The 18191-nt window shown below is 70.8% G+C and carries 13 protein-coding genes; 6 read left to right on the top strand and 7 right to left on the bottom strand.

The window, feature by feature from the left end; all coding sequences use genetic code 11:
- Nucleotides 1-193: 193 nt before the first annotated feature.
- Entirely contained in the window at nt 194-2203 is a 2010-nt protein-coding gene (locus tag OEB96_RS03675) for a hypothetical protein (protein WP_266214024.1), read from the top strand.
- Nucleotides 2204-2273: 70 nt separating this feature from the next.
- Here OEB96_RS03675 and OEB96_RS03670 read toward each other — a convergent pair whose 3' ends face one another.
- The 4 genes from OEB96_RS03670 to OEB96_RS03655 all read right to left on the bottom strand — a co-directional run bounded on the left by OEB96_RS03670 (nt 2274) and on the right by OEB96_RS03655 (nt 7330).
- Nucleotides 2274-3491, bottom strand: coding sequence for a hypothetical protein (locus tag OEB96_RS03670; RefSeq protein WP_266214023.1), 1218 nt, complete (start codon nt 3489-3491; stop codon nt 2274-2276).
- A 13-nt stretch (nt 3492-3504) separates the two neighbouring features.
- Nucleotides 3505-4599 carry a DUF5924 family protein gene (locus OEB96_RS03665; protein WP_266214022.1) on the bottom strand — a complete coding sequence of 365 codons (1095 nt, stop codon included), beginning with the start codon at nt 4597-4599 and terminating at the stop codon, nt 3505-3507.
- A gap of 52 nt (nt 4600-4651) precedes the next feature.
- Nucleotides 4652-6025 (bottom strand): ferritin-like domain-containing protein, encoded by a 1374-nt coding sequence (locus OEB96_RS03660; RefSeq protein ID WP_266214021.1) that lies wholly within the window; start codon nt 6023-6025, stop codon nt 4652-4654.
- A gap of 96 nt (nt 6026-6121) precedes the next feature.
- Nucleotides 6122-7330 carry a hypothetical protein gene (locus tag OEB96_RS03655; RefSeq protein ID WP_266214020.1) on the bottom strand — a complete coding sequence of 403 codons (1209 nt, stop codon included), beginning with the start codon at nt 7328-7330 and terminating at the stop codon, nt 6122-6124.
- Nucleotides 7331-7463: 133 nt separating this feature from the next.
- Here OEB96_RS03655 and OEB96_RS03650 point away from each other — a divergent pair, with 133 nt between their 5' ends.
- The 3 genes from OEB96_RS03650 to OEB96_RS03640 are packed head-to-tail and all read left to right on the top strand — an operon-like array spanning nt 7464 to nt 11868.
- The gene (locus OEB96_RS03650) at nt 7464-8657 is read left to right on the top strand and encodes an aminomethyltransferase family protein (protein WP_266214019.1); all 1194 of its coding nucleotides are present in this window, start codon (nt 7464-7466) and stop codon (nt 8655-8657) included.
- Nucleotides 8654-10324 carry a phytoene desaturase family protein gene (locus OEB96_RS03645; protein WP_323137330.1) on the top strand — a complete coding sequence of 557 codons (1671 nt, stop codon included), beginning with the start codon at nt 8654-8656 and terminating at the stop codon, nt 10322-10324. The genes OEB96_RS03650 and OEB96_RS03645 overlap by 4 nt, the downstream gene beginning before the upstream one ends.
- Nucleotides 10321-11868 (top strand): phytoene desaturase family protein, encoded by a 1548-nt coding sequence (locus OEB96_RS03640; RefSeq protein ID WP_266214018.1) that lies wholly within the window; start codon nt 10321-10323, stop codon nt 11866-11868. Before OEB96_RS03645 ends, OEB96_RS03640 begins: the two co-directional genes overlap by 4 nt.
- Before the next feature lie 41 nt (nt 11869-11909).
- On the opposite strand, the gene OEB96_RS03635 is transcribed toward OEB96_RS03640, so the two are convergent.
- The 3 genes from OEB96_RS03635 to OEB96_RS03625 form a co-directional block, all read right to left on the bottom strand.
- Entirely contained in the window at nt 11910-12707 is a 798-nt protein-coding gene (locus tag OEB96_RS03635; RefSeq protein ID WP_266214017.1) for an oxygen-binding di-iron domain-containing protein, read from the bottom strand.
- Between the two features lie 137 nt (nt 12708-12844).
- Nucleotides 12845-15112: a thiamine pyrophosphate-dependent enzyme gene (locus OEB96_RS03630; RefSeq protein WP_266214016.1), complete on the bottom strand. Its 2268-nt coding sequence runs from the start codon at nt 15110-15112 to the stop codon at nt 12845-12847.
- A 130-nt stretch (nt 15113-15242) separates the two neighbouring features.
- Nucleotides 15243-15812 carry a hypothetical protein gene (locus OEB96_RS03625; protein ID WP_266214015.1) on the bottom strand — a complete coding sequence of 190 codons (570 nt, stop codon included), beginning with the start codon at nt 15810-15812 and terminating at the stop codon, nt 15243-15245.
- Between the two features lie 77 nt (nt 15813-15889).
- Here OEB96_RS03625 and OEB96_RS03620 point away from each other — a divergent pair, with 77 nt between their 5' ends.
- Complete coding sequence (locus tag OEB96_RS03620) at nt 15890-16306, top strand: HIT family protein (RefSeq protein ID WP_266214014.1); 417 nt, start codon at nt 15890-15892, stop codon at nt 16304-16306.
- The gene (locus OEB96_RS03615) at nt 16306-18042 is read left to right on the top strand and encodes a class I adenylate-forming enzyme family protein (RefSeq protein WP_266214013.1); all 1737 of its coding nucleotides are present in this window, start codon (nt 16306-16308) and stop codon (nt 18040-18042) included. Before OEB96_RS03620 ends, OEB96_RS03615 begins: the two co-directional genes overlap by 1 nt.
- The last annotated feature ends 149 nt before the right edge of the window (nt 18043-18191 follow it).

The following is an 18191-nucleotide window of genomic DNA, read 5'->3' as shown; positions in this document are numbered from 1 at the left end:
GCCCCACGACCACGCCCAAACGACATTCAAACCGCGGTCCTCGCAACAATCGAGCACTCGAGGACCATGCGCGGCCACGATTGACGCTGTCGTCTCCAGCGTGTCTACTGCTGACCAACCGGGGTGACTCTTTCTCCTCACCCGGCGGAGTGTTGGGATCATGAACCGGCAGGTGGGTGGTCGGCAATTGCCGATGGCATCGATTGTACTCGTGCTCACGGCGGCGGGGCTCCTGGGCCCCTCGTGCGGCGGCAACGCGCCGACGCCCGAGATCAAGCCCAAGGACGGGAAAGCCGACGACCCGAAGGTCGACGACCCGAAGGTCGACGCCAAGGCCATCGAGCTCGCTCGGGCCGAGCCGGTGGTCGAGGCGGCCGCATGCCAGGACGTACCCACGTCCATCAACATCGCCCCGTGCCTGCCCAGCGACGTGGCGGGCGGGGCAAGCGGCGCCACGCTCGAGCAGGCGGCGATCTTCGCCTGGCAGGAATTCATCGCGCTCAACTGGCCGGCAGTGGCACAGACCGGTGCTCCCAACACGCGGGGGGTGACCAACGGCAACGCCCGGCTCGAGACGGTCAATGGCCCCACGGGTGCGCTGCCCACCTGGATGACCTTCCGCCACAAGATCGAGGTCTTCCCCGGGGCCGGCAACCCGCCCGAAGGCGTCGACAAGGGGAGCTACGACGACCCTCCGCGCTACATCTACGATCCGGCCGCTCCCACCGGCAACGCGCCGGGGGTGGGCTCGTCTCCGGGCCTGATCCCCGGCCAGATTCCTCCGTGCGCCGACGGCGATCCCCAGGGCATCGGAAGCCCGGAGAACCAGACCTTCCTCAACGCCGACGAAGCCACCGAGATCGGTCAGGACTCCATGTTCGCGGGCATCGTCGAGCAGAGCGAGCTGGGGCCCAACGGCAGCGATCCCGCGAGCGCCTCGCAGATCCTGTTCATGGTCAAGCTGAACCGCACGTACTCCGACTACATCGGATCGCCCGAGCACTCCGGTCAGTGGTGGAAGGGCCGGCCCGATGAGGTCGGCACGGCCACCGTGGCCTACCTGGACGCCAACAAGGCCGACCCTCCGCCGGGGAGCGCCGAGCTGGTCAGCTTCCCCAACGGGACCATCCTGACCAAGTCGGCCTGGCGCCGCTCGATCCCCTCCGAGCTCGACGACGGGCGCCACGTGGTCAGGCCCGTGCGCCGCTACGAGAACAGCGGTGAGAGCTTCTGCTACGCCTTCGACTACTACACGCTGGTCGCGCTGCACATCATCCAGAAGACCCCATCGGCGCCGCACCTCATCTACGCCACGTTCGAGCACGCCGACAACATCCTCACCGATCGAGGGCAGCCGATCGAGGACGCCGAAGGCAACGTGATCGTTCCCGGCCAGGCTCCGCTGACCCCCGACATCACCTCCGTCAACGCCACCGCCACCACGGGCGAGAAGCTCTCACCGCTCACGGCCGATTGCACGCCGGGCTCGAGCCTCTACTACAAGAACACCCCCGGGCACGACGGCGTACCGCAGGGCACGGTCTGCGTGCGGGGGCGCAAGCACCCGATTCCCCAGACGATCATCGACGTCAACCGCACCGCACACGAGGCCCTCGATGCCTATGCCGCGCCCGCGCCCGCGCAGCAGTGCGCCGGGGGCGGGCAGTTCTGCGCGTCCAACCACGACTGCTGCTCGGGGCGCTGCAACCTCAAGGGCTTCACCGCCAACACGTGCACCGGGGGCGCCGCCCCGCCGCCCCCCGCCCCGCATCCCACCAGCGCCCTTCGCTACTACAAGCTCGTCAACGTTCAGGTGCGCCCCATCGACAAGCCCGCTGGCGTCGACTACCAGGGGCCCGATCCTGCCACCTACTACCTCGCCAACATCGTGCTCGAGACCAACTACGTGCTCCAGGTGTTCTCGGGCACGTTCGCGAACGACGGGGGCGTGGCCGACGGCACCATCACCGACTTCGTCATGGGCGAGCCCTACCACAATACCCTGGCCAACGGCAGCCAGTACGACATGGGCGGCTGCATGGGGTGCCACGGTGTGGCCCAGGGCGAAGGCGGCGGCTTCAGCTTTGCCTTCGATGGAATCGCCAAGGGCTTCTCCAACCGCCCCGAGGCCCCGGGCGGACCGAACTCCCTCTCCCTGGCCTCACAGGCCTTCGATGCGCGCTGGCTGAGGAAGGCCAAGTAGCCATGCTCATGCACGAGCCTGCCTCGAGCTCACCACCATGCCAGCTCGGCTCGCATACTCGCACATCGGCTCAGCGGACGATGTCGCCCGGAAGCTCGACGATGCGCTCGCCCGCGACGAACAGGGTGCGGCCGAGCACGAGGTGATGCGGGCCCGCCCACGCGATCGTCTCCCCGCCGCCAACGTCGGGCCAGTCGGGGATCGTCTCGTCTTCGCCGAGCGGGGACGGCACCGCCGTGGGCTTGGGCCAGGCGACCTTGCCGTTGCGTGGCAGCGAGTAGAGCTTGCGCGTGCGCGTGTCGTAGAGCCCGAACTGTAGGTGCAGCACGTCGCCGAGCGCCGAGGCCAGCTCGATGAGCAGCCACCGCTCGTCGGGCGAGCGCGAGTGAACTCGGGTCATCGGAAACGGTGACTCGATCTCCTCGGGCTCGGAGGCCTCGAGGTCCGAAGCGTCGTCCTCCTCGTCTTCGGTGTCCTCGGACGTCGGAGTTCGGCACGGCTTGGGATCGTCCACGGTCCGTCGCTTGCACTCCTCGCCGCCGAACACGAGCACCCGCTCGACCTTGCCCGTCGAGAGCCCGATCGACATCGACACCACGTTCGAGCGCAGATCGGCCTCGTGATCGGTGGCGAGCATGCACACGTGCTTGCCGTCGGCCGTGACGCGCAGCTCCTCCTCGATGGTGAGGTCGAGCTCGGGCACGCCGTCTCCCATGAACTCCGATTCCTCCTCGTCGCCCTCGGCGTAGGCCGCCTTCGGACACGGCGCGGCCAGGGACAGCCTCGCGATCGCGAGGTCGACCAGGTCCTTCGCGCCGAAGCGACGTAGCTCGCGCGCGTCGGCCCGGCGCTGGCCGAGATAGACGAACGCATCCTTCCCCGGCAGCCACCGCGGCGAGCGGCCCGGCTCGGAGGTCAGCGTTCGCAGCACCTTGCCGTCGAGGTCGAGCTCGACGATTCCCCCGTCACCGACCACCACGAGCGTGTCCCCGGTCGTCGACACCGGCACCACCGCCGCTTCGTCCGCGGCCGCTGGCGTGCCCTCGGCCGCCGGATCGAGCGCGGCTGCAGGAGGAGGATCCGTCTCGGACGGCGTCGCCGAGGGCGGCGCTGGATCGGTCGACGCGACCACCTCACCGGCTGGCGCGGCCGGGGGCGAAGCGGGCGGCGCCGGGTTCGACGCGGCCGCGGTGGGAGCCGCATCCGCCGGCGCCGGCTCCCGACCGCAGGCAACGAGCCCCAGCGCGAGGACCAAGGAGCCGTGAAGGATTGCGACGTCGTGCTGCATGATCGTGCGTACCCTACTGCGTGATCTCGAACGCCGCGCGCCCCACGAGCTGACCGTCCTGGGTGACCACGTCGACCGTCCAGGCCCCGGCCGGCTCCGCGGGCAGGGCATCCTGTGGGAGCTGCGATCGCAACCGAATGGTCCCGGTGGGCCCTTGTGCGCGAGGATCGACCTCGGTGACCCGGCTGACCTCCTGCCCCTCGTGGGTCCACACGTGCTCCAGGCGATCGCCCTTGCCCCCGGGCACCACCACGTCGGTCACCGCATGCAGCTCGTGGATGAGCGACTGGTGCAGCTTGCTGGCCTCGATCGCCAGGCGCCCATCGGGCAGCAGGCTCGGCCCCACCGCGCCATGGGACACGTACATCGCCACCGGGGGGACGCCCGCGCGGCCGAAGTACACGCCGATCACCGCGCCCATGGTCCACACCACGAAGATCCCCACCACCGCCGGGCGTGCGAGCCAGCGGGTGGGCACGTGCATCATCCAAAACGCGATCGCCGAGATCGCGGCGGCCGCCGTCATCGTCACCAGGCTGCGGCTGTTGGGCAGCAGCGCCGGGATCACCAGGTTGAGGCACGCGAACAGGGTGACGAAGTAGAACAGCGACGCGGCGACCTTCCAGCGCATGAGCACCTGGTCGAAGACCACGTCGAGGGTGCTGAGGAACGCACACGCGGCCAGCGCGACCACGAACCACTGGTTGGGGGTGTCGAGCGTGGCCGAGCGCCAGTAGAAGGGCAGCAGGAAGAACAGCATGCCCTGGTACAGGTTCTTGAGCACGTAGGTCATCACGAAGAAGCGCAGCTTGGCCCCTCGGCCCTCGAGCGCGCGCGTCTTGCCGCTGCCGAACAGGCGAAAGAACAGCAGCAGCAGCATCCACGCGCCCGCGAGCGAGATGCTCAGCCAGCGCGCGTGCGAGAAGCCCTTTTGCGCAAAGATGATGATGAAGATGCCCAGGCCCAGCGCATAGAAGGAATGGAACCACCACAGCATGCGGCCGTAGCGGACGAAGAACGCCCGGATGCCGCGCTTGGGCGGCTCGGGAGCGGCCTCGGAGGAGGGCTCGCCCGAAGGAGCATCGGGCGAAGGGGAGCCGCGCGCCATGCGGTCGTGAGCATAGCAGGGCGGGCCCGGGTTGACCCCCGGTGCTCCGGGTTCACGCGATCGACACGACCGACTCCGCGGCACGGCTCGCGTACCCACGAGATGCGGCCAGCAGGGCCCTCGCGCACGGACCCACGATCTCCCGTCGTCCCCGGCGGAGGGTCTGCCCGATCTCGCGCGAGGACAGCCGCCCGTGCGCGCGCCAGATCGCGGGATCGATCGGGGCCGGTCGATCGTCGAGCGCCGCGTCGGCTCCGTGCTCCTCGAAGGCCTGGCGAACCGCGTCCTCGACCGCAGCGTCGCCCTGCGCGAGGGCCCACGTCACGAAGCGCCAGGCCAGCGCCGCGTGGCGGGCCTCGTCCTCCGCGATCGCCGACAGCACGGCTCGCACCGCGGGGTCCGTGGCCCGGGCCGCGGCGACCTCGGCCTGGTAGGCGGCCATGGTCTCGCCGATGCAGCCCTCGCGCACGGCAGCCACCGCGGCCGTCACCAGCGTCACGGGCCCATCGAGGGCGTCGTGCACCGCGAGCGGGCCCGGCCCCACCGGGCGGCCACCGTAGGCGCTGGCGAGCGCGAAGCACTGACGCGCGTGCTCGATCTCGTCGGCCAGCGCCCGCTGGGCCTCGGCCACCAGCTCGGGCGGTGCGCCCAGGGCGAGCAGGTGCAGGATGAAGCGGGCGAAGCTGGCAATCGAGGCGTGCTCCATCGATGCGTCGGCCTGCCACGCCGCCGCCAGCTCGGCGCGGGCACGCGGGTCGAGCCCATCGAGCCTCGGGCCCGCCACCGCGCCGCACCAGTCGGCGCGATCGATCGTGGGTGCGATGCGGGCGACCTCGCCCACGATGAACGGACGTCCATCGCAACAATTCTCGGTGCCCTCGAGCAGCCGGCAGCACTGGCCGTCCTGCTCGAAGATCTCCCCCATCTCGTACACGCAGAAGCTGTAGTCGTCGGGCATCGCCCCCTCGCAGCTCACCGGCTCGGTCATGCCGCCGGTGTCCCCGCTTCCGGTGCTCTCGCTCCCCGTCCCCGAGCCACCGCCGGTGCTCGCATCGCCGGTGCCCCCGCTTGCGGTGCCCTCGCTCCCCGTCCCCGGGTCCCCCGTGCTCGTGGCATCGCCGACGCTGTCGCCCGTGTCGGTGCCATCGCCCGTCGAGCCGTCTTGTCCCGGGGGTGGCACGCACACGACGCGCGAGACCGATGCACCGCAATCGGGTGACTCGTCGGTGGGAAACGGATCGGAGGCCGAGGCCGTGGGCTCCGAGGCCGTGGGCTCCGAGGTCGGACCCGAAGTCGCCGAGGCCGAGCCGCTGCCGTCCTCGTGCACCACGTCATCGGCGCAGGAGGGGGCGAGGAGGGCAAGGCCCACGATGGCCATGATGCGCTGCCGTAGGGGGCTGGTGCTGTAATTCATCGGATCGTTCACTTCGCAAGGTAACGAGGACCAAGGCCGGGAGACGAGGTCTCCCTGCCCGAAGATGCCGCGACGCCCCGGTTGGTTCACGGCGACGCGCCCCGCCGGTCAGCGATAGGGAGCAAAGCGCGCCTCGCTGCGCCGCGTGGCGTTCAGGCGCCGCAGTTCCTCGTCGGTGTAGGCCTGCGGCGAGTCGGCCGGGAGCTGGGCTCGGATGAAGCGTTCGATGGTCTCTCGTGCCTCGGTTCCCGTGGTGCGGCGCAGCTCGTCGATCTCCGAGGCGGCCTCGCCCGAAAAGCCCGGCAACGACACCGTCAGCTCCTCACAATCGTCCCAGCGCTGGAACAGGGCCTTGCGGCGCTCGGCCTCCGTGGTGCGCTCGTCCTGCCACTGCGTCAGCAGCTCGCGATAGAGCGAGCGCAGGCGCCGATCCATCTTGTCCCGGGCGAACGCGACGGCCATCTGCAGGCGCAGCTCGAACGTCTCCTCGAGCAGGCGGCGCTTCTCCTCGTTGTAGAGCTCCTGCCCCGAGGCCGCCCGCAGGCCCTCGGCGAGGCCCGGCATCGCGATCCCACGAGCCGCGCCCGTGATGGGATCGCGGGAGATCGCAACGGGCATGTCGCGAAACTTCACCCGACCGTCGGGCGCGAGCGTGGCGGTGAAGCGGCCGGTGTGATCGCGAAACACCAGCTTGCCGTTGCGGCGCGACCGAAACCCCGCCTCGGCCAGCGAGCGCGGCTTGCCGTCGCGCTGGACCTCGCCGCCATCGCTGGCGGACCCCACCCTTCGCACCGCATGACCGTGCCCCACGGTCGGCGGAGGCAGCGAGGGGCGCAGGCTGGTCGACGAGCCCGTGCTCCGGCTCCCGCCGCGAAGACCGAGCAGCGCCACCGCCCCCGAGGGCTCGCCGGTCTCGGGCTCGTCGGTTCCGGGCTTGCCGGTCTCGGGCTCATCGGTCCCGGGCTCGCCGCCGCGCGAGGATCCTGCGCGACGAGGCGCGGGGGTCGGCTCCGGAGCAGCGGGGGTGACCTCGTCGGGCGGCCGCTCGGACGGCGGCTCCTCGACCTCCGGCTCCTCGACCTCCGGCTCCTCGACCTCCGGCCTCGAGGACTCCGGGAGCTCGACCAGCTCGATCGGCCGCATCTCGAGCTCGACCACGCCTTGCCGCGGCGGCGGTTCGGGCAAGCTCGCCCACCACGCCAGCACCAGCGCGTGCAGCCCCAACGACAGCAGCCACGGCAGTGCCCGGGCTCGCCGCGGCCCTCGCTCGGCGTGCGAGCCCGCGGCTGGCCGCGGCGATGGTGGGGACGAGCGCACGTACCAAGCCAAGCATACGCCCCGGGCCTGGCCTGGCCGCAAGTGGCGCGGGACACCCTACGGCGCGCGCCCCCCTATGCGCGGGCCAGGGCTTTTGAGTAGGGTGGGCGCCTCCGAGCGGAACCCCTCGCGAATGCCGATCCCAACGCCATTCCACCCGCGCACCGCGGCGCTGTGCACCAGCATGTTCTGGAAGGAGTGGGCGGGGTACCACGCCGTCCGCTCCTACGACGTCAGCCACGAGCGCGAGTACTTCGCGCTGCGCAACGGCGCGGGCGTGCTCGACGTCAGCCCGCTGCACAAGTACGAGCTGCGTGGCCCGGGGGCCGCCGACCTCCTGTCTCGCATCACCGTTCGCGACATCCGCAAGCTCCGCGTCGGTCGGGTGACCTACCTGTGCTGGTGCAACGACGACGGCAAGATCCTCGACGACGGCACCGTCTCCCGCCTCGACGACCAGCACTTTCGGCTCACCGCGGCCGAGCCCACGTTCGCGTGGCTGCATCGGTTCACGGGCCCCCACGACGTCACCATCGAGGACAGCAGCGAGCGGCTCGCCGCGCTGGCGATCCAGGGCCCGACCTCCCGTGATGCGCTGGCCCGGATCTGCGACGCACCGCTTCACCGCCTGCCGTTCTTCGGGGTGACCCGGGCTCGCCTGCAGGAGGTCGACGTGTGGATCTCCCGAACCGGCTACACCGGCGATCTGGGCTACGAGATCTGGGTCGACCGCGAGCATGCGCTGACCGTGTGGGACGCGATCATGGCGGTGGGGCTCGACCACCGGGTGCTGCCGCTGGGGCTCGACGCGCTCGACGTCGCGCGGATCGAGGCCGGCTTCATCATGAACGGCGTGGACTACTGGGGCGCGCACCACTGCCTGGTGCCCTCGCGGCAATCGACCCCCTACGAGCTGGGGCTGGGCTGGACGGTGAACCTGGACCGCGAGCCGTTCGTGGGCCAGGCCGCGCTCCGGGCCGAGCGCGCGCGCGGACCCGCCTGGGCCACGGTGGGACTGCGCTACGACTGGGACGAGTACGAGGCCCTGTTCGCCCGCTTCGGCCTGCCTCCCCACGTGCCGCTCGCGGCCTGGCGCGACGGCGTGCCCGTCTACGGAAGCGACGGCCGTCAGGTGGGCCGGGCCACCAGCGGCGCCTGGTCGCCGCTGCTCAAGGCCAATCTCGCCCTCGCCTCGGTGCGGCCCGAGCACGCCGCGCTCGGCACCCGACTGCGGATCGAGGTCACGGTGGAGTACGAGCGCCACCAGATCTCGGCCATCGTCAGCAAGACCCCGTTCTTCAACCCCGAGCGAAAGCGTTCTGCGTGACCCAAGGCGCGACCAAGACCTCGAGTTCGGCCCCTCCTGGTGCCGCGGGCTCTCCGATCTCGGGAGTGGGCCAGCCCCGCGACCGCAGCTACGACGTGATCGTGGTGGGCGGTGGCCACAACGGGCTCGTCTGCGCCGCCTACCTCGCCAAGGCCGGCAAGAAGGTGCTGGTGCTCGAGCGTCGCCACGTGCTCGGCGGCGCCGCGGTGAGCGAGCAGGTGTTCCCCGGCTTCACGTTCTCGGTGTGCTCCTACGTGGTGAGCCTGTTTCGGCCGCACATCATCCGCGAGCTGGGGCTGGTCGATCACGGCTTCCACGTGATCCCGCTCGATTGCTCGTTCCTCCCGCTCCCCGACGGCCGCTCGCTGGCCCGCTTCGGCGACTACGCCCGGACGCGTCGAGAGATCGCCCAGTTCAGCCCGCGCGACGCCGAGGTCTACCCCGAGTTCGGACTGGCGATGTCCAAGCTGGCGCGGTTCTCCAAGCACGTCATCGACCACCCTCCGCCCGAGCCCACCTCGCTCGCGCCCCGGGAGCTGCTCCAGCTCTTGCGGCTCGGCCGGGGCTATCAGGCGCTCGATCGTGACGTTCGCTACCTCAACCTCAAGCTGCTCACCATGAGCGCCGCCGACTTCCTCGACGAGTGGTTCGAGAGCGAGGTGCTCAAGGGCCCCATGTCGGTCAGCGGCATCATCGGCACCATGCTCGGCGTGCGCTCGCCCGGCACCGCCTACGTGCTGCTGCACCACTACATGGGCGAGATCGACGGGGCCTTCCGCGCCTGGGGCTTCTCCAAGGGGGGCACCGGGGCCGTGAGCTACGCAATCGCGGCCGCCGCCCGTGGCTTCGGGGTGGAGATCGTCACCGAGGCCACCGTCGATCACGTGCGGATCACCTCGGGTCGAGCCACCGGGGTGGTGCTCGAGAGCGGCAACGAGATCACCGCCAAGGCCGTGGTGTCGGGCTGCGATCCCCATCGGACCTACTTCGGACTCATCGGCGAGCAGCACCTCGAGCCCGAGCTGGTCGGGCAGCTTCGCCGCTACAAGCTGCGCGGCAGCTCGGGCAAGGTCAACCTCGCGGTCGATCGCCTGCCCGATTTCACCTGTCGCCCCGGCCCCGGCCCGCACCTCGAGGGAGACATCGCGATCGTGCCCAACGTGGACTACGTGGAGCGTGCCTACGACGAGGCCAAGTACGGCGCGTTCTCCTCGCGGCCCTATCTCAACGTGGTGATCCCGTCGCTGGTCGACCCCACGGTGGCGCCGCCGGGCAAGCACGTGATCTCCTGCTTCGTTCAGTATGCCCCCTACGATCTCGAGGGCGGCCCCGAGCGCTGGCCACGGCAGCGCGAGGCCTTCGGCGACACCGTGGTCGACACGCTGGCCGAGTACTGCCCGGGGCTGAAGGAGAGCATCCTGCACCGCCAGGTGCTCACGCCCTGGGATCTCGAGCACGAGTTCGGCCTGACCGAGGGCAACATCTTCCACGGCGAGCTCAGCCTCGAGCAGCTGCTGTTCCAGCGCCCGATGGCGGGGTGGGCCCGCTACCGCACGCCCATCCGCAACATGTGGATGTGCTCCTCGGGCACCCACCCCGGCGGCGGCATCATGGGGGCGCCGGGCGAGCTGGCCGCCAAGGCCATGCTGAAGGCGGGGGCCGCATGAGCCGGGCCTACGATGCCATCGTGATCGGGGCCGGCCACAACGGCCTGACCACCGCGGCGCGGCTGGCCAAGGCCGGACGGCGGGTGCTCGTGCTGGAGCGGCGCGATCGCGTGGGCGGGCTGGCGGCGGCCGAGGAATTCCACCCGGGGTATCGACGGCCGGGCGTGCTGTTCGACAGCGCAATGGTGCGACCCTCGGTGGTGGAGGCGCTGGGGCTGCAGAGCCATGGCCTGCGACTGCGGACAGTGCCTCCCACGGTGCTCGCCCTCGGCAATGGCGAGGGCGAGGGCGAGCCCTTGCCGATCCACGGCGACGAGGATCGGGCCGCCGAGGCCATCGGGCGGGTGTCCAGGGCCGACGCCGATGCCTACCGGACCTGGCGGGAGCTCCTTCGCCGCCTCGCTCCCGGGCTGCGCGCGCTGTTCGGCCGCGAGCCGATCGACCTGGTCGACATCGAGTCGGAGCACGTGTGGGCGCTGGGCAAGCGTGCGCTGGCGGTGCGTCGCATGGGCAAGGCCGATCTCATGGAGCTGCTGCGGCTGCCCCCCATGGCCGTGGCCGACGTGCTGCGCGAGCGCTTCGCCTCGCCCGTGCTCCAGGCGGCCCTCGCTCTGCCTGCGCTGCTGGGGAGCTTCGCGGGTCCGAGGTCGCCCGGGACCATGCTCGAGCTGCTGCGCCGCGAGTGCCTGGGCGGCCCCGGCGTCACCGGCGGCGGGCCCATGCTGGTCGAGGCGCTGCACCGGGCGGCCCTGGCCGTGGGGGTGGAGGTTCGCACCGACGCGAGGGTCCGGCGGCTGCGGCTCGGTGCCGATGGGGTTTCAGGCGTCGAGCTGGCCGACGGCGAGGCCATCGACGGAAGGCTCGTGGCGGCTTCGTGCCACCCGGGGCACACGCTGTGCGAGCTGCTGCCGCCGGGGGTGATCGAGCATCGCTTCGAGCATCGCGTACGCACGCTGCGAAGCCGGGGCAGCGTGGCGATCGTGTCGCTGGCGCTCTCACGCGCGCCGCGGCTGGGTCCCGAGCCGGTGGAATTCGCGCGCACCGGAGCATGCCTCGACGACCTTGAGCGTGCGTTCGATCCGATCAAGTACCGCGAGATGACTCAGACCCCCGTGCTCGATCTGCACGTGGCCACGGTCGCCGATCCCTCGCTCGCCCCCGAGGGCCACGCGGTGCTGTGTGCGACGGTGTTGTTCGTGCCCCACGCCCGCGAGGGGGGCTGGGACGACGCGTCACGGGACGCCCTCGGCGAGCGGGTCGTGCAGCTGCTGTCGCGGCACGACGCCGAGATCGGCGCGGCGGTGGTCGCCAAGGAGGTGCTCACGCCGGTGGAGCTCGAGGCGAAGTACGGGCTCCATGGCGGGCACCCGTTCCATCTCGAGCATGCGCTCGATCAGCTGATGATCCGGCCCACGCCCGAATGCATCCGCTACGCCACCCCGATCGCCGGGCTGTGGCTGTGCGGGAGCGGGAGCCACCCGGGCGGAGGCTTGAGCTGCGCGCCGGGAGAGCTGGCGGCGCAGGCGATCCTCGCGGCCCGGTAGGACTCCGTCGTCCCCCGAAGATTCGCCGAAGAAGCTCGTGATCACTGCGCCGCCATCGCGTCCATGGCCGCCTGGTCCGGCCCCACGAACGGCTTCTGCCCCGCAGCCTCCCCCAGTTCCCTCACGAGACTACCGATGAGCCCACGCGAGGGGGGCAGGTGCGATCCCAGCACCCACTGGGGGTCGAGCCGACGCAGCCGCTGAAGGTTGCCGAACAACACCTCCGCCGACACGTACTCGAGCCACGGCGTGTCGACACTCGCCCAGGTCAGCATGCCTCGGCTTCGCTCGGCCGACGTCATCGCCGCCGCGTCGTCGTGCGGAGCATCGAGCAACGTGCCGAAGCAATCGGCGCAAAAGAGCGCCCGGGAGCGATCGTCGAATGCGATCACCGTCTCCGCGGAATCGAACACCGGCGGCCGCAGGGCATGCAGCGCGCGGTCGCCCAGGTCGAGCTGCTGACCGGGGTTGACCACCAGCGTGCGCTCGGAGGGCAGGGGCTCGGGGCCCAGCGCCAGCTTGCCCATCCCGATGAACGTGGTGACCACCTGCGCCCGGGGAGCGGCCTGCAGCACGGGGCCCAGCGCCCCCACGTGATCGGGGTCGCCGTGGGTGAGCCACACGTAGCGCAGATCGGCGGGGTCGAGCACCTTGGCCAGGCGATCGACGAAGTCACCGGCCAGCGGTGCCGGCCCGGTGTCGACGAGTACCGGATCGGCGGCGCGCACGACGAACGCATGCATGGGCAGGATGCCGAGCCCGGGCACGGGCAGGAACGCCGGCAGCACGAACGTATCCGGTGCGACCAACACGGGTTCCAGGGCGGTGAGCGTTTCCATGAGAAGTCCTCCGAGGATGGTCTACGCAACGACGCATCGGCTTCAGCCGAATTGAAGCATGCCCCAAGACCCCGCTCGTGTGGCACTGGGCTTCACCAACCCCTAGATCTGGGGCGGGTCCACCCACATTGCGACCGCTACCGCCGCGAACGCCCCTTCATCGCCCGCACCGCGGCCACGATGTCGTCCTCGCCCAAGAGCACCAGATCGGCGGCCGGACCCAGCGGGATGAAGCTGTCACGGCTGGTCACCCGCCGCAGCGGTCCGTCGTAGCCGGCATCGAGCATGCTCGCCACGATCCCCTCCGACACCCCGCCGCTGCGACGCGTCTCGTCGACCACGAGCACCGCGGCACACTCGGCCGCGGCCGCGAGCAGGTCGTCTACGGGCAGCGGGGCCAGCCAGCGCAGGTCGAGCACCGAGGCCTCGATCCCCTCCTGCGACAGTCGCCGTGCCGCCCGCCGCGACATTCGAACCCCGTTGGCGAACGACACCAGCAGCAGGTCCTTGCCCTCGCCGTACCGCCGCGCACGCCCCAGCTCCGCGCCGGGCCCGTCGTGCCGGTACGTGCTCTGGTAGAGACCGTCGCCCTCCTCGTGGAGATCGCGCGTGTTGTAGAGCGCAATCGGCTCGAGGAACACCGCCACCGCGCCGTCCACCTTGGCCGCTGCCACACACGTGCGCAGCATCGCGGCCGCATCTTCCCCACACGAGGGCGAGGCGATGATCAGCCCCGGCACGTCGCGCAGCACGGCCACGGAGTTGTCGTTGTGGAAGTGCCCGCCAAAGCCCTTTTGATAGGCATAGCTGGCGATGCGCACCACCATGGGATTTTGGTACTGCGCGCGCGAGAAGAACTGCAGGGTGGCCGCCTCTCCGCGGATCTGATCCTCGGCGTTGTGCAGGTAGGCCAGGTACTGGATCTCGGGGATCGGCAAGAACCCCGCCTGCGCCGCTCCGATGGCCAGCCCCAGGATCGTCTGCTCATCGAGCAGGGTGTCGAACACCCGCCCGATCCCCAGGCGCCGCTGCAGGCCCCGAGTCAGCCCGTAGACCCCGCCCTTGCGCGCCACGTCCTCGCCAAAGATCATCAGCTCGGGATACTTGAGCATCAGATCGCCCAGGCAGCGATTGATGTGACCGGCCAGCGGCAGCGGACCCGCCGCCTCGGGAAGGCGACGGCGAGACTGCTTGCGCGACGCCTCGTCGTCGACCACGCTGGGCGCCCAGAACTGCAGGCGCTCGGGCTCGGCCACCACCCGATCGGCCTCGGCCCCGATGCGCTCGAGATGGCGGGGAGCCAGCGGCGCCATCACCTCCTCTGCCGACGGCAGCTGGGGGCTGCCCGCGACCTCGTGAGCCAGCGCCTCCACCTCGCGCGCGGCCTGCTCGTAGCGCTGCAGCGCCTGCTCGGGTCGCAGCACGCCCGCCCGCACCAGCGTGCGCGCGGTGGCCAGCACCGGATCGCGCGCCTCGTCCGAGCGCAGCTCCTCGATGTCGCGATAGGCCAGCGCCACGTCCGATCCCGCGTGCCCGAGCAGCCGCACCGTGGACAGGTGCAGGAACGCGGGCATCCGCTTGAGGCGGACGTACTCCACCGCCTCCATCGCCGCCTCGTAGGCCGCCACGAGGTTGCAGCCATCGGCCGCGAAGTACCGCAAGCCCGGGCGCCCCCGATGGTTCTGCTCGATCCAACCGACCGGCGTACGCACGCTGATCCCGAGGCCGTTGTCCTCGCACACGAACAGGATCGGAACGGGCAGCCCCTTGTGCGCGATGTAGCAGGCCGCATTGATCGCCCCGGTGGCCGTGGAGTGATTGGCCGAGGCGTCGCCGAAGCTGCACATCACGATCGCATCGGCGGGCAGCTCCTCGCACACCCCGAGCCGGTTGGCGCGCTTGAGCGCGAACGCCATGCCCACCGCCTTGGGGAGCTGCGACGCCACGGTGGAGGTCTGCGGCGGCACCCACAGCGGCCGGCTCCCGAACACCTTGTGACGACCACCGGCGATCGGCTCGTCCCTGGCCGCCACCATCCCCATCAGCACGTCGCGAACCGCATGCGGGTACTGGCCCTTGCGCGCGCGCTCGAGGAAGAACCCCCCCGAGCGATAGTGCAGGAACGCCGGATCATCGGCCCGCATGGCCGCCGCCACGGCGGCGTTGCCCTCGTGACCCGATGACCCGATCGTGTAGTACCCCCGACCCTGCTCGCGCAGCCGCAGGGCGGCGAAATCGAGCTGACGGCTGCGCAGCTGCACGTCGAACAGCTCGAGCGCGAGCTCGACCGAGAGTGATCCGAGCCGCTCGACCCCCTCGACCTCCACGGCGGGCAGCTCGTGCTCGATCCCGTGGCGAAAGGCTCGATCGACCGATGGCGCAGAGGCAGGCTCGCGGTTCGACATCACCGCGGAGCATGGTGCGAGACGGCTCTACCCGCTTGTGTCCCATTGCGGCTCGCTGTGTGCGTTGACGCGCACCCCCGTGCCCCCGTGACTCGCCCACGGCGCTTGATGTAGATCACATCGGGCCTGGTCATGGACCGTTCGGCTCGAGCACGCGGAGCTTGGCCCTCAGATCCTCGTTGGCTCGACGCAGCTCGTCGGCTTGGTCGGGCACGGACACATCGAGGTGCTGCTGCAGCGGGAGCAAGGCATCGTTGCCGCGCTTGTAGTAGTCGACCCACTGCGGCGACGTGAGGGCAACGTTCTGCTCGGAGAGACGATCGAGCTCGGCCAGGACCTCGCCAAAGCGCGTGCGCGCCTCTTCGAGTGAAATCTCCGGCTCGGGTCGCGGGGGCAGATCGAGGCTCGGCGGGGCGCTGGCCCGCTCACCCGGCTGCGGTGGCGGTGACACTCGAACCGTCGGCTGCTTTGCGCCCGGAGGGCCCCGGCGCTCGCGCGAGTCCTGCGGCAGCTCGTCCTCCTCGCCCTCCTCGGCTGGCGACCGTCCCCGTGCCTCGCTCGCGCTCCGAGCACCCGAGCGCTCGGCGACCTCGGGTCGCGACGAACCCGAGTCGAGCCCCGAATCGAGCAGGACATAGAAGGCATAGAGCACCAGGACCAGCCCGGCCGCCGCCATCACCACGAGCCCCTTGGAGCGCATTGCCGGCCGAGCATACCGCGACTTTCCGCCCCGGGTGCCGCGATCGTGCTAGGAGATCACCCGCGAAGGACCTGCCCATGGCCACCGTATTCGACAAGATCCTCGACGGCGAGCTGCCTTGCCACAAGATCTACGAGGACGACCACGTGCTCGCATTCCTCGACGTGGCTCCGCTGGCACCGGGACATGCGCTGGTGATCCCCAAGGAGCGCAAGGCCTACCTGCACGAGCTGTCCGACGAGCAAGCGGCCGCGCTCGGCCGCGTGCTTCCGCGTCTGGCTCGGGCGGTGATGAACGCGACCGGCTCCACCGCCTACAACATCCTGCAGAACAACGGCGCAGCCGCCCACCAGGCCGTGTTCCACGTGCACTTCCACATCATCCCCCGTGACGGCGAGCGCGGGCTGGGGATCGGCTGGCCCGCATCCTCGCTCGACCAGGCGACCGCGCCCGAGCTGGCCCAGCGCATCGCCGCCGCGATCGAGTCGGTGTGATGCTGCGCGAACGCCTGGCCGGCCTGGGCCTGTCCACGCTCGCGCAGCGCGTGGCCGCCGATCCGCCGCATCGCATCATGGCCCGTGCGCTGCGGGTGACCCGGCAGACCCACGCCCTGCGTGCCGGTGGCGACCTGCTGGCCCTGGCCGCGGTCGCCGTGCGTCGCGGCCTCGACGTGCGGAGCATGCACGCCCTGCATGCCGCGGCTGCCCCGGGCCGTACCGCGCTGGTCGACGCCCACCGGCGCCTGGACTACGCCACGCTCGACGCGGAGATCGACGCCATCGCCCTGGCCCTGCACGAAGACGGTGCACGCCGCGGCGAGCCGGTGGGCATGCTGATGGAGAACCGCTGCGAGTACGTGGCGACGTGGATGGGCCTGACCCGCCTGGGCATCGCCTGCGCACACATGGGAACCTCGTCCACGCCCGACGAGCTGGAGCCGCTGCTGCAGCGCTCGCGAATTCGGCGGCTGTTCGTGTCCGATGCAACCTGGCCCACCGCCGACGCCGTGGCCCGGGCCCATCCCGAGCTCGGGCTGCGGTTGTTCCACGTGGGCTCGCCGCAGGCGCCCGCCCCCCACGGCGCATCGTCGTACCACGCGCTGGTGCGCACGTGTCTCGGTCGTCCCCTCCCCAGCCCACGGGGGCGCTCCGAGTCGGCGAGCGTGGTCTATACCTCGGGGACCACCGGCCGTCCCAAGGGCGCCGTGCGAGACCTCGCCGCGCTCGGAGCGATGGAGCTGCTGCGGATCCTCGAGCGCCTCCCCCTGCGAATGGGGGATCGCCACCTGGTGGTGGCTCCGCTCTATCACTCGGGCGCACAGGCGTTCGTGCTCATCAACACGGCGCTGGGGGCCACCGTCACGTTGATGGACCACTTCGATGCCGCACGCGCGCTCGACCTGCTGTCGCAAGAGCGGATCCACAGCACGTTCATGGTGCCCACCATGATCCGGCGCATCCTCGACCTCCCGCCGGAGCATCACGCACATCGGCCCACGCCCGCGCTGCGAGCCATCGTCTCGGGCGCGGCCCCGTTCGGCGCCGCCCTGCGGCAGCGGGCCATCGCACGCTTCGGAGCGCGCACGATCTTCGACTTCTATGGCGCCACCGAGCTGGGGTGGGTCACGCTCGCCAGCGGCGAGGACATGCTCGAGCGACCGGGCACCCTCGGCCAGCCGCTGGCCGGGCAGGAGCTGCGCGTGGTGGACGAGCAAGGACGCACGCTGCCATCGGGCGAGGTGGGCAAGATCTACACCCGCAGCGGTCAGCACATGCGCGGCTACCTCGAGGATGGGGCCCGCGGGGTCGAGCGAGCACCTGGCGAGCTCACCGAGCCCGGCTGGATCACGGTCGACGACCTCGGCTACCTCGACGAGGACGGCCACCTGTTCCTCACCGGACGCGCACGCGACATGGTGATCACCGGCGGCGTCAACGTGTACCCGGTGGAGGTGGAGAGCGTGCTGTCGCAGCACCCCCGGATCCTCGACGTGGCCGTGCTCGGCGTGCCCGACGAAGAGTGGGGCGAGCGGCTGCTCGCGGTGGTCGTACCCGGCGAGGGCTTCGATCCCGACGAGGCCACCGCCTGGGCCCGAGCCCGCCTCGCCAGGGCCAAGGTCCCGCGCCGCTGGGAGACGATCGACGTGCTCCCCCGCAACCCGACCGGCAAGATCCTCAAGGGAACCCTTCGGGACCGATTTGGGGCCGCCGCCGGCTCCACGGTCCCGTAGACCCTAGATCCGCAGGTCCTCCGACGAGGCCGAGGGGCCGGTTTCGAGGAGCGGGAACGCCCGAATTGGGCATATTGGACCACGATCACGGAGGGACACCCTCACGGAGCACGTGCGCCCAGCGATTTCATCGGGCATGCTGTCCATGC

Origin of the sequence: Paraliomyxa miuraensis (genome assembly GCF_026337845.1) — a bacterium.
Classification (GTDB): domain Bacteria; phylum Myxococcota_A; class Polyangia; order Nannocystales; family Nannocystaceae; genus Paraliomyxa; species Paraliomyxa miuraensis.
The sequence above is the reverse complement of the archived record's forward strand: the minus strand, read 5'-3'. Positions and strand labels throughout refer to the sequence as shown.

Bases quoted from the DNA above. Each gene is read 5' to 3' on its own strand.
- OEB96_RS03675 (WP_266214024.1), top strand. From the start codon at position 194: ATGGCATCGATTGTACTCGTGCTCACGGCGGCGGGGCTCCTGGGCCCC.
- OEB96_RS03670 (WP_266214023.1), bottom strand. From the start codon at position 3,491: ATGCAGCACGACGTCGCAATCCTTCACGGCTCCTTGGTCCTCGCGCTG.
- OEB96_RS03665 (WP_266214022.1), bottom strand. From the start codon at position 4,599: ATGGCGCGCGGCTCCCCTTCGCCCGATGCTCCTTCGGGCGAGCCCTCC.
- OEB96_RS03650 (WP_266214019.1), top strand. From the start codon at position 7,464: ATGCCGATCCCAACGCCATTCCACCCGCGCACCGCGGCGCTGTGCACC.
- OEB96_RS03640 (WP_266214018.1), top strand. From the start codon at position 10,321: ATGAGCCGGGCCTACGATGCCATCGTGATCGGGGCCGGCCACAACGGC.
- OEB96_RS03635 (WP_266214017.1), bottom strand. From the start codon at position 12,707: ATGGAAACGCTCACCGCCCTGGAACCCGTGTTGGTCGCACCGGATACG.
- OEB96_RS03630 (WP_266214016.1), bottom strand. From the start codon at position 15,112: ATGTCGAACCGCGAGCCTGCCTCTGCGCCATCGGTCGATCGAGCCTTT.
- OEB96_RS03625 (WP_266214015.1), bottom strand. From the start codon at position 15,812: ATGCGCTCCAAGGGGCTCGTGGTGATGGCGGCGGCCGGGCTGGTCCTG.
- OEB96_RS03620 (WP_266214014.1), top strand. From the start codon at position 15,890: ATGGCCACCGTATTCGACAAGATCCTCGACGGCGAGCTGCCTTGCCAC.
- OEB96_RS03615 (WP_266214013.1), top strand. From the start codon at position 16,306: ATGCTGCGCGAACGCCTGGCCGGCCTGGGCCTGTCCACGCTCGCGCAG.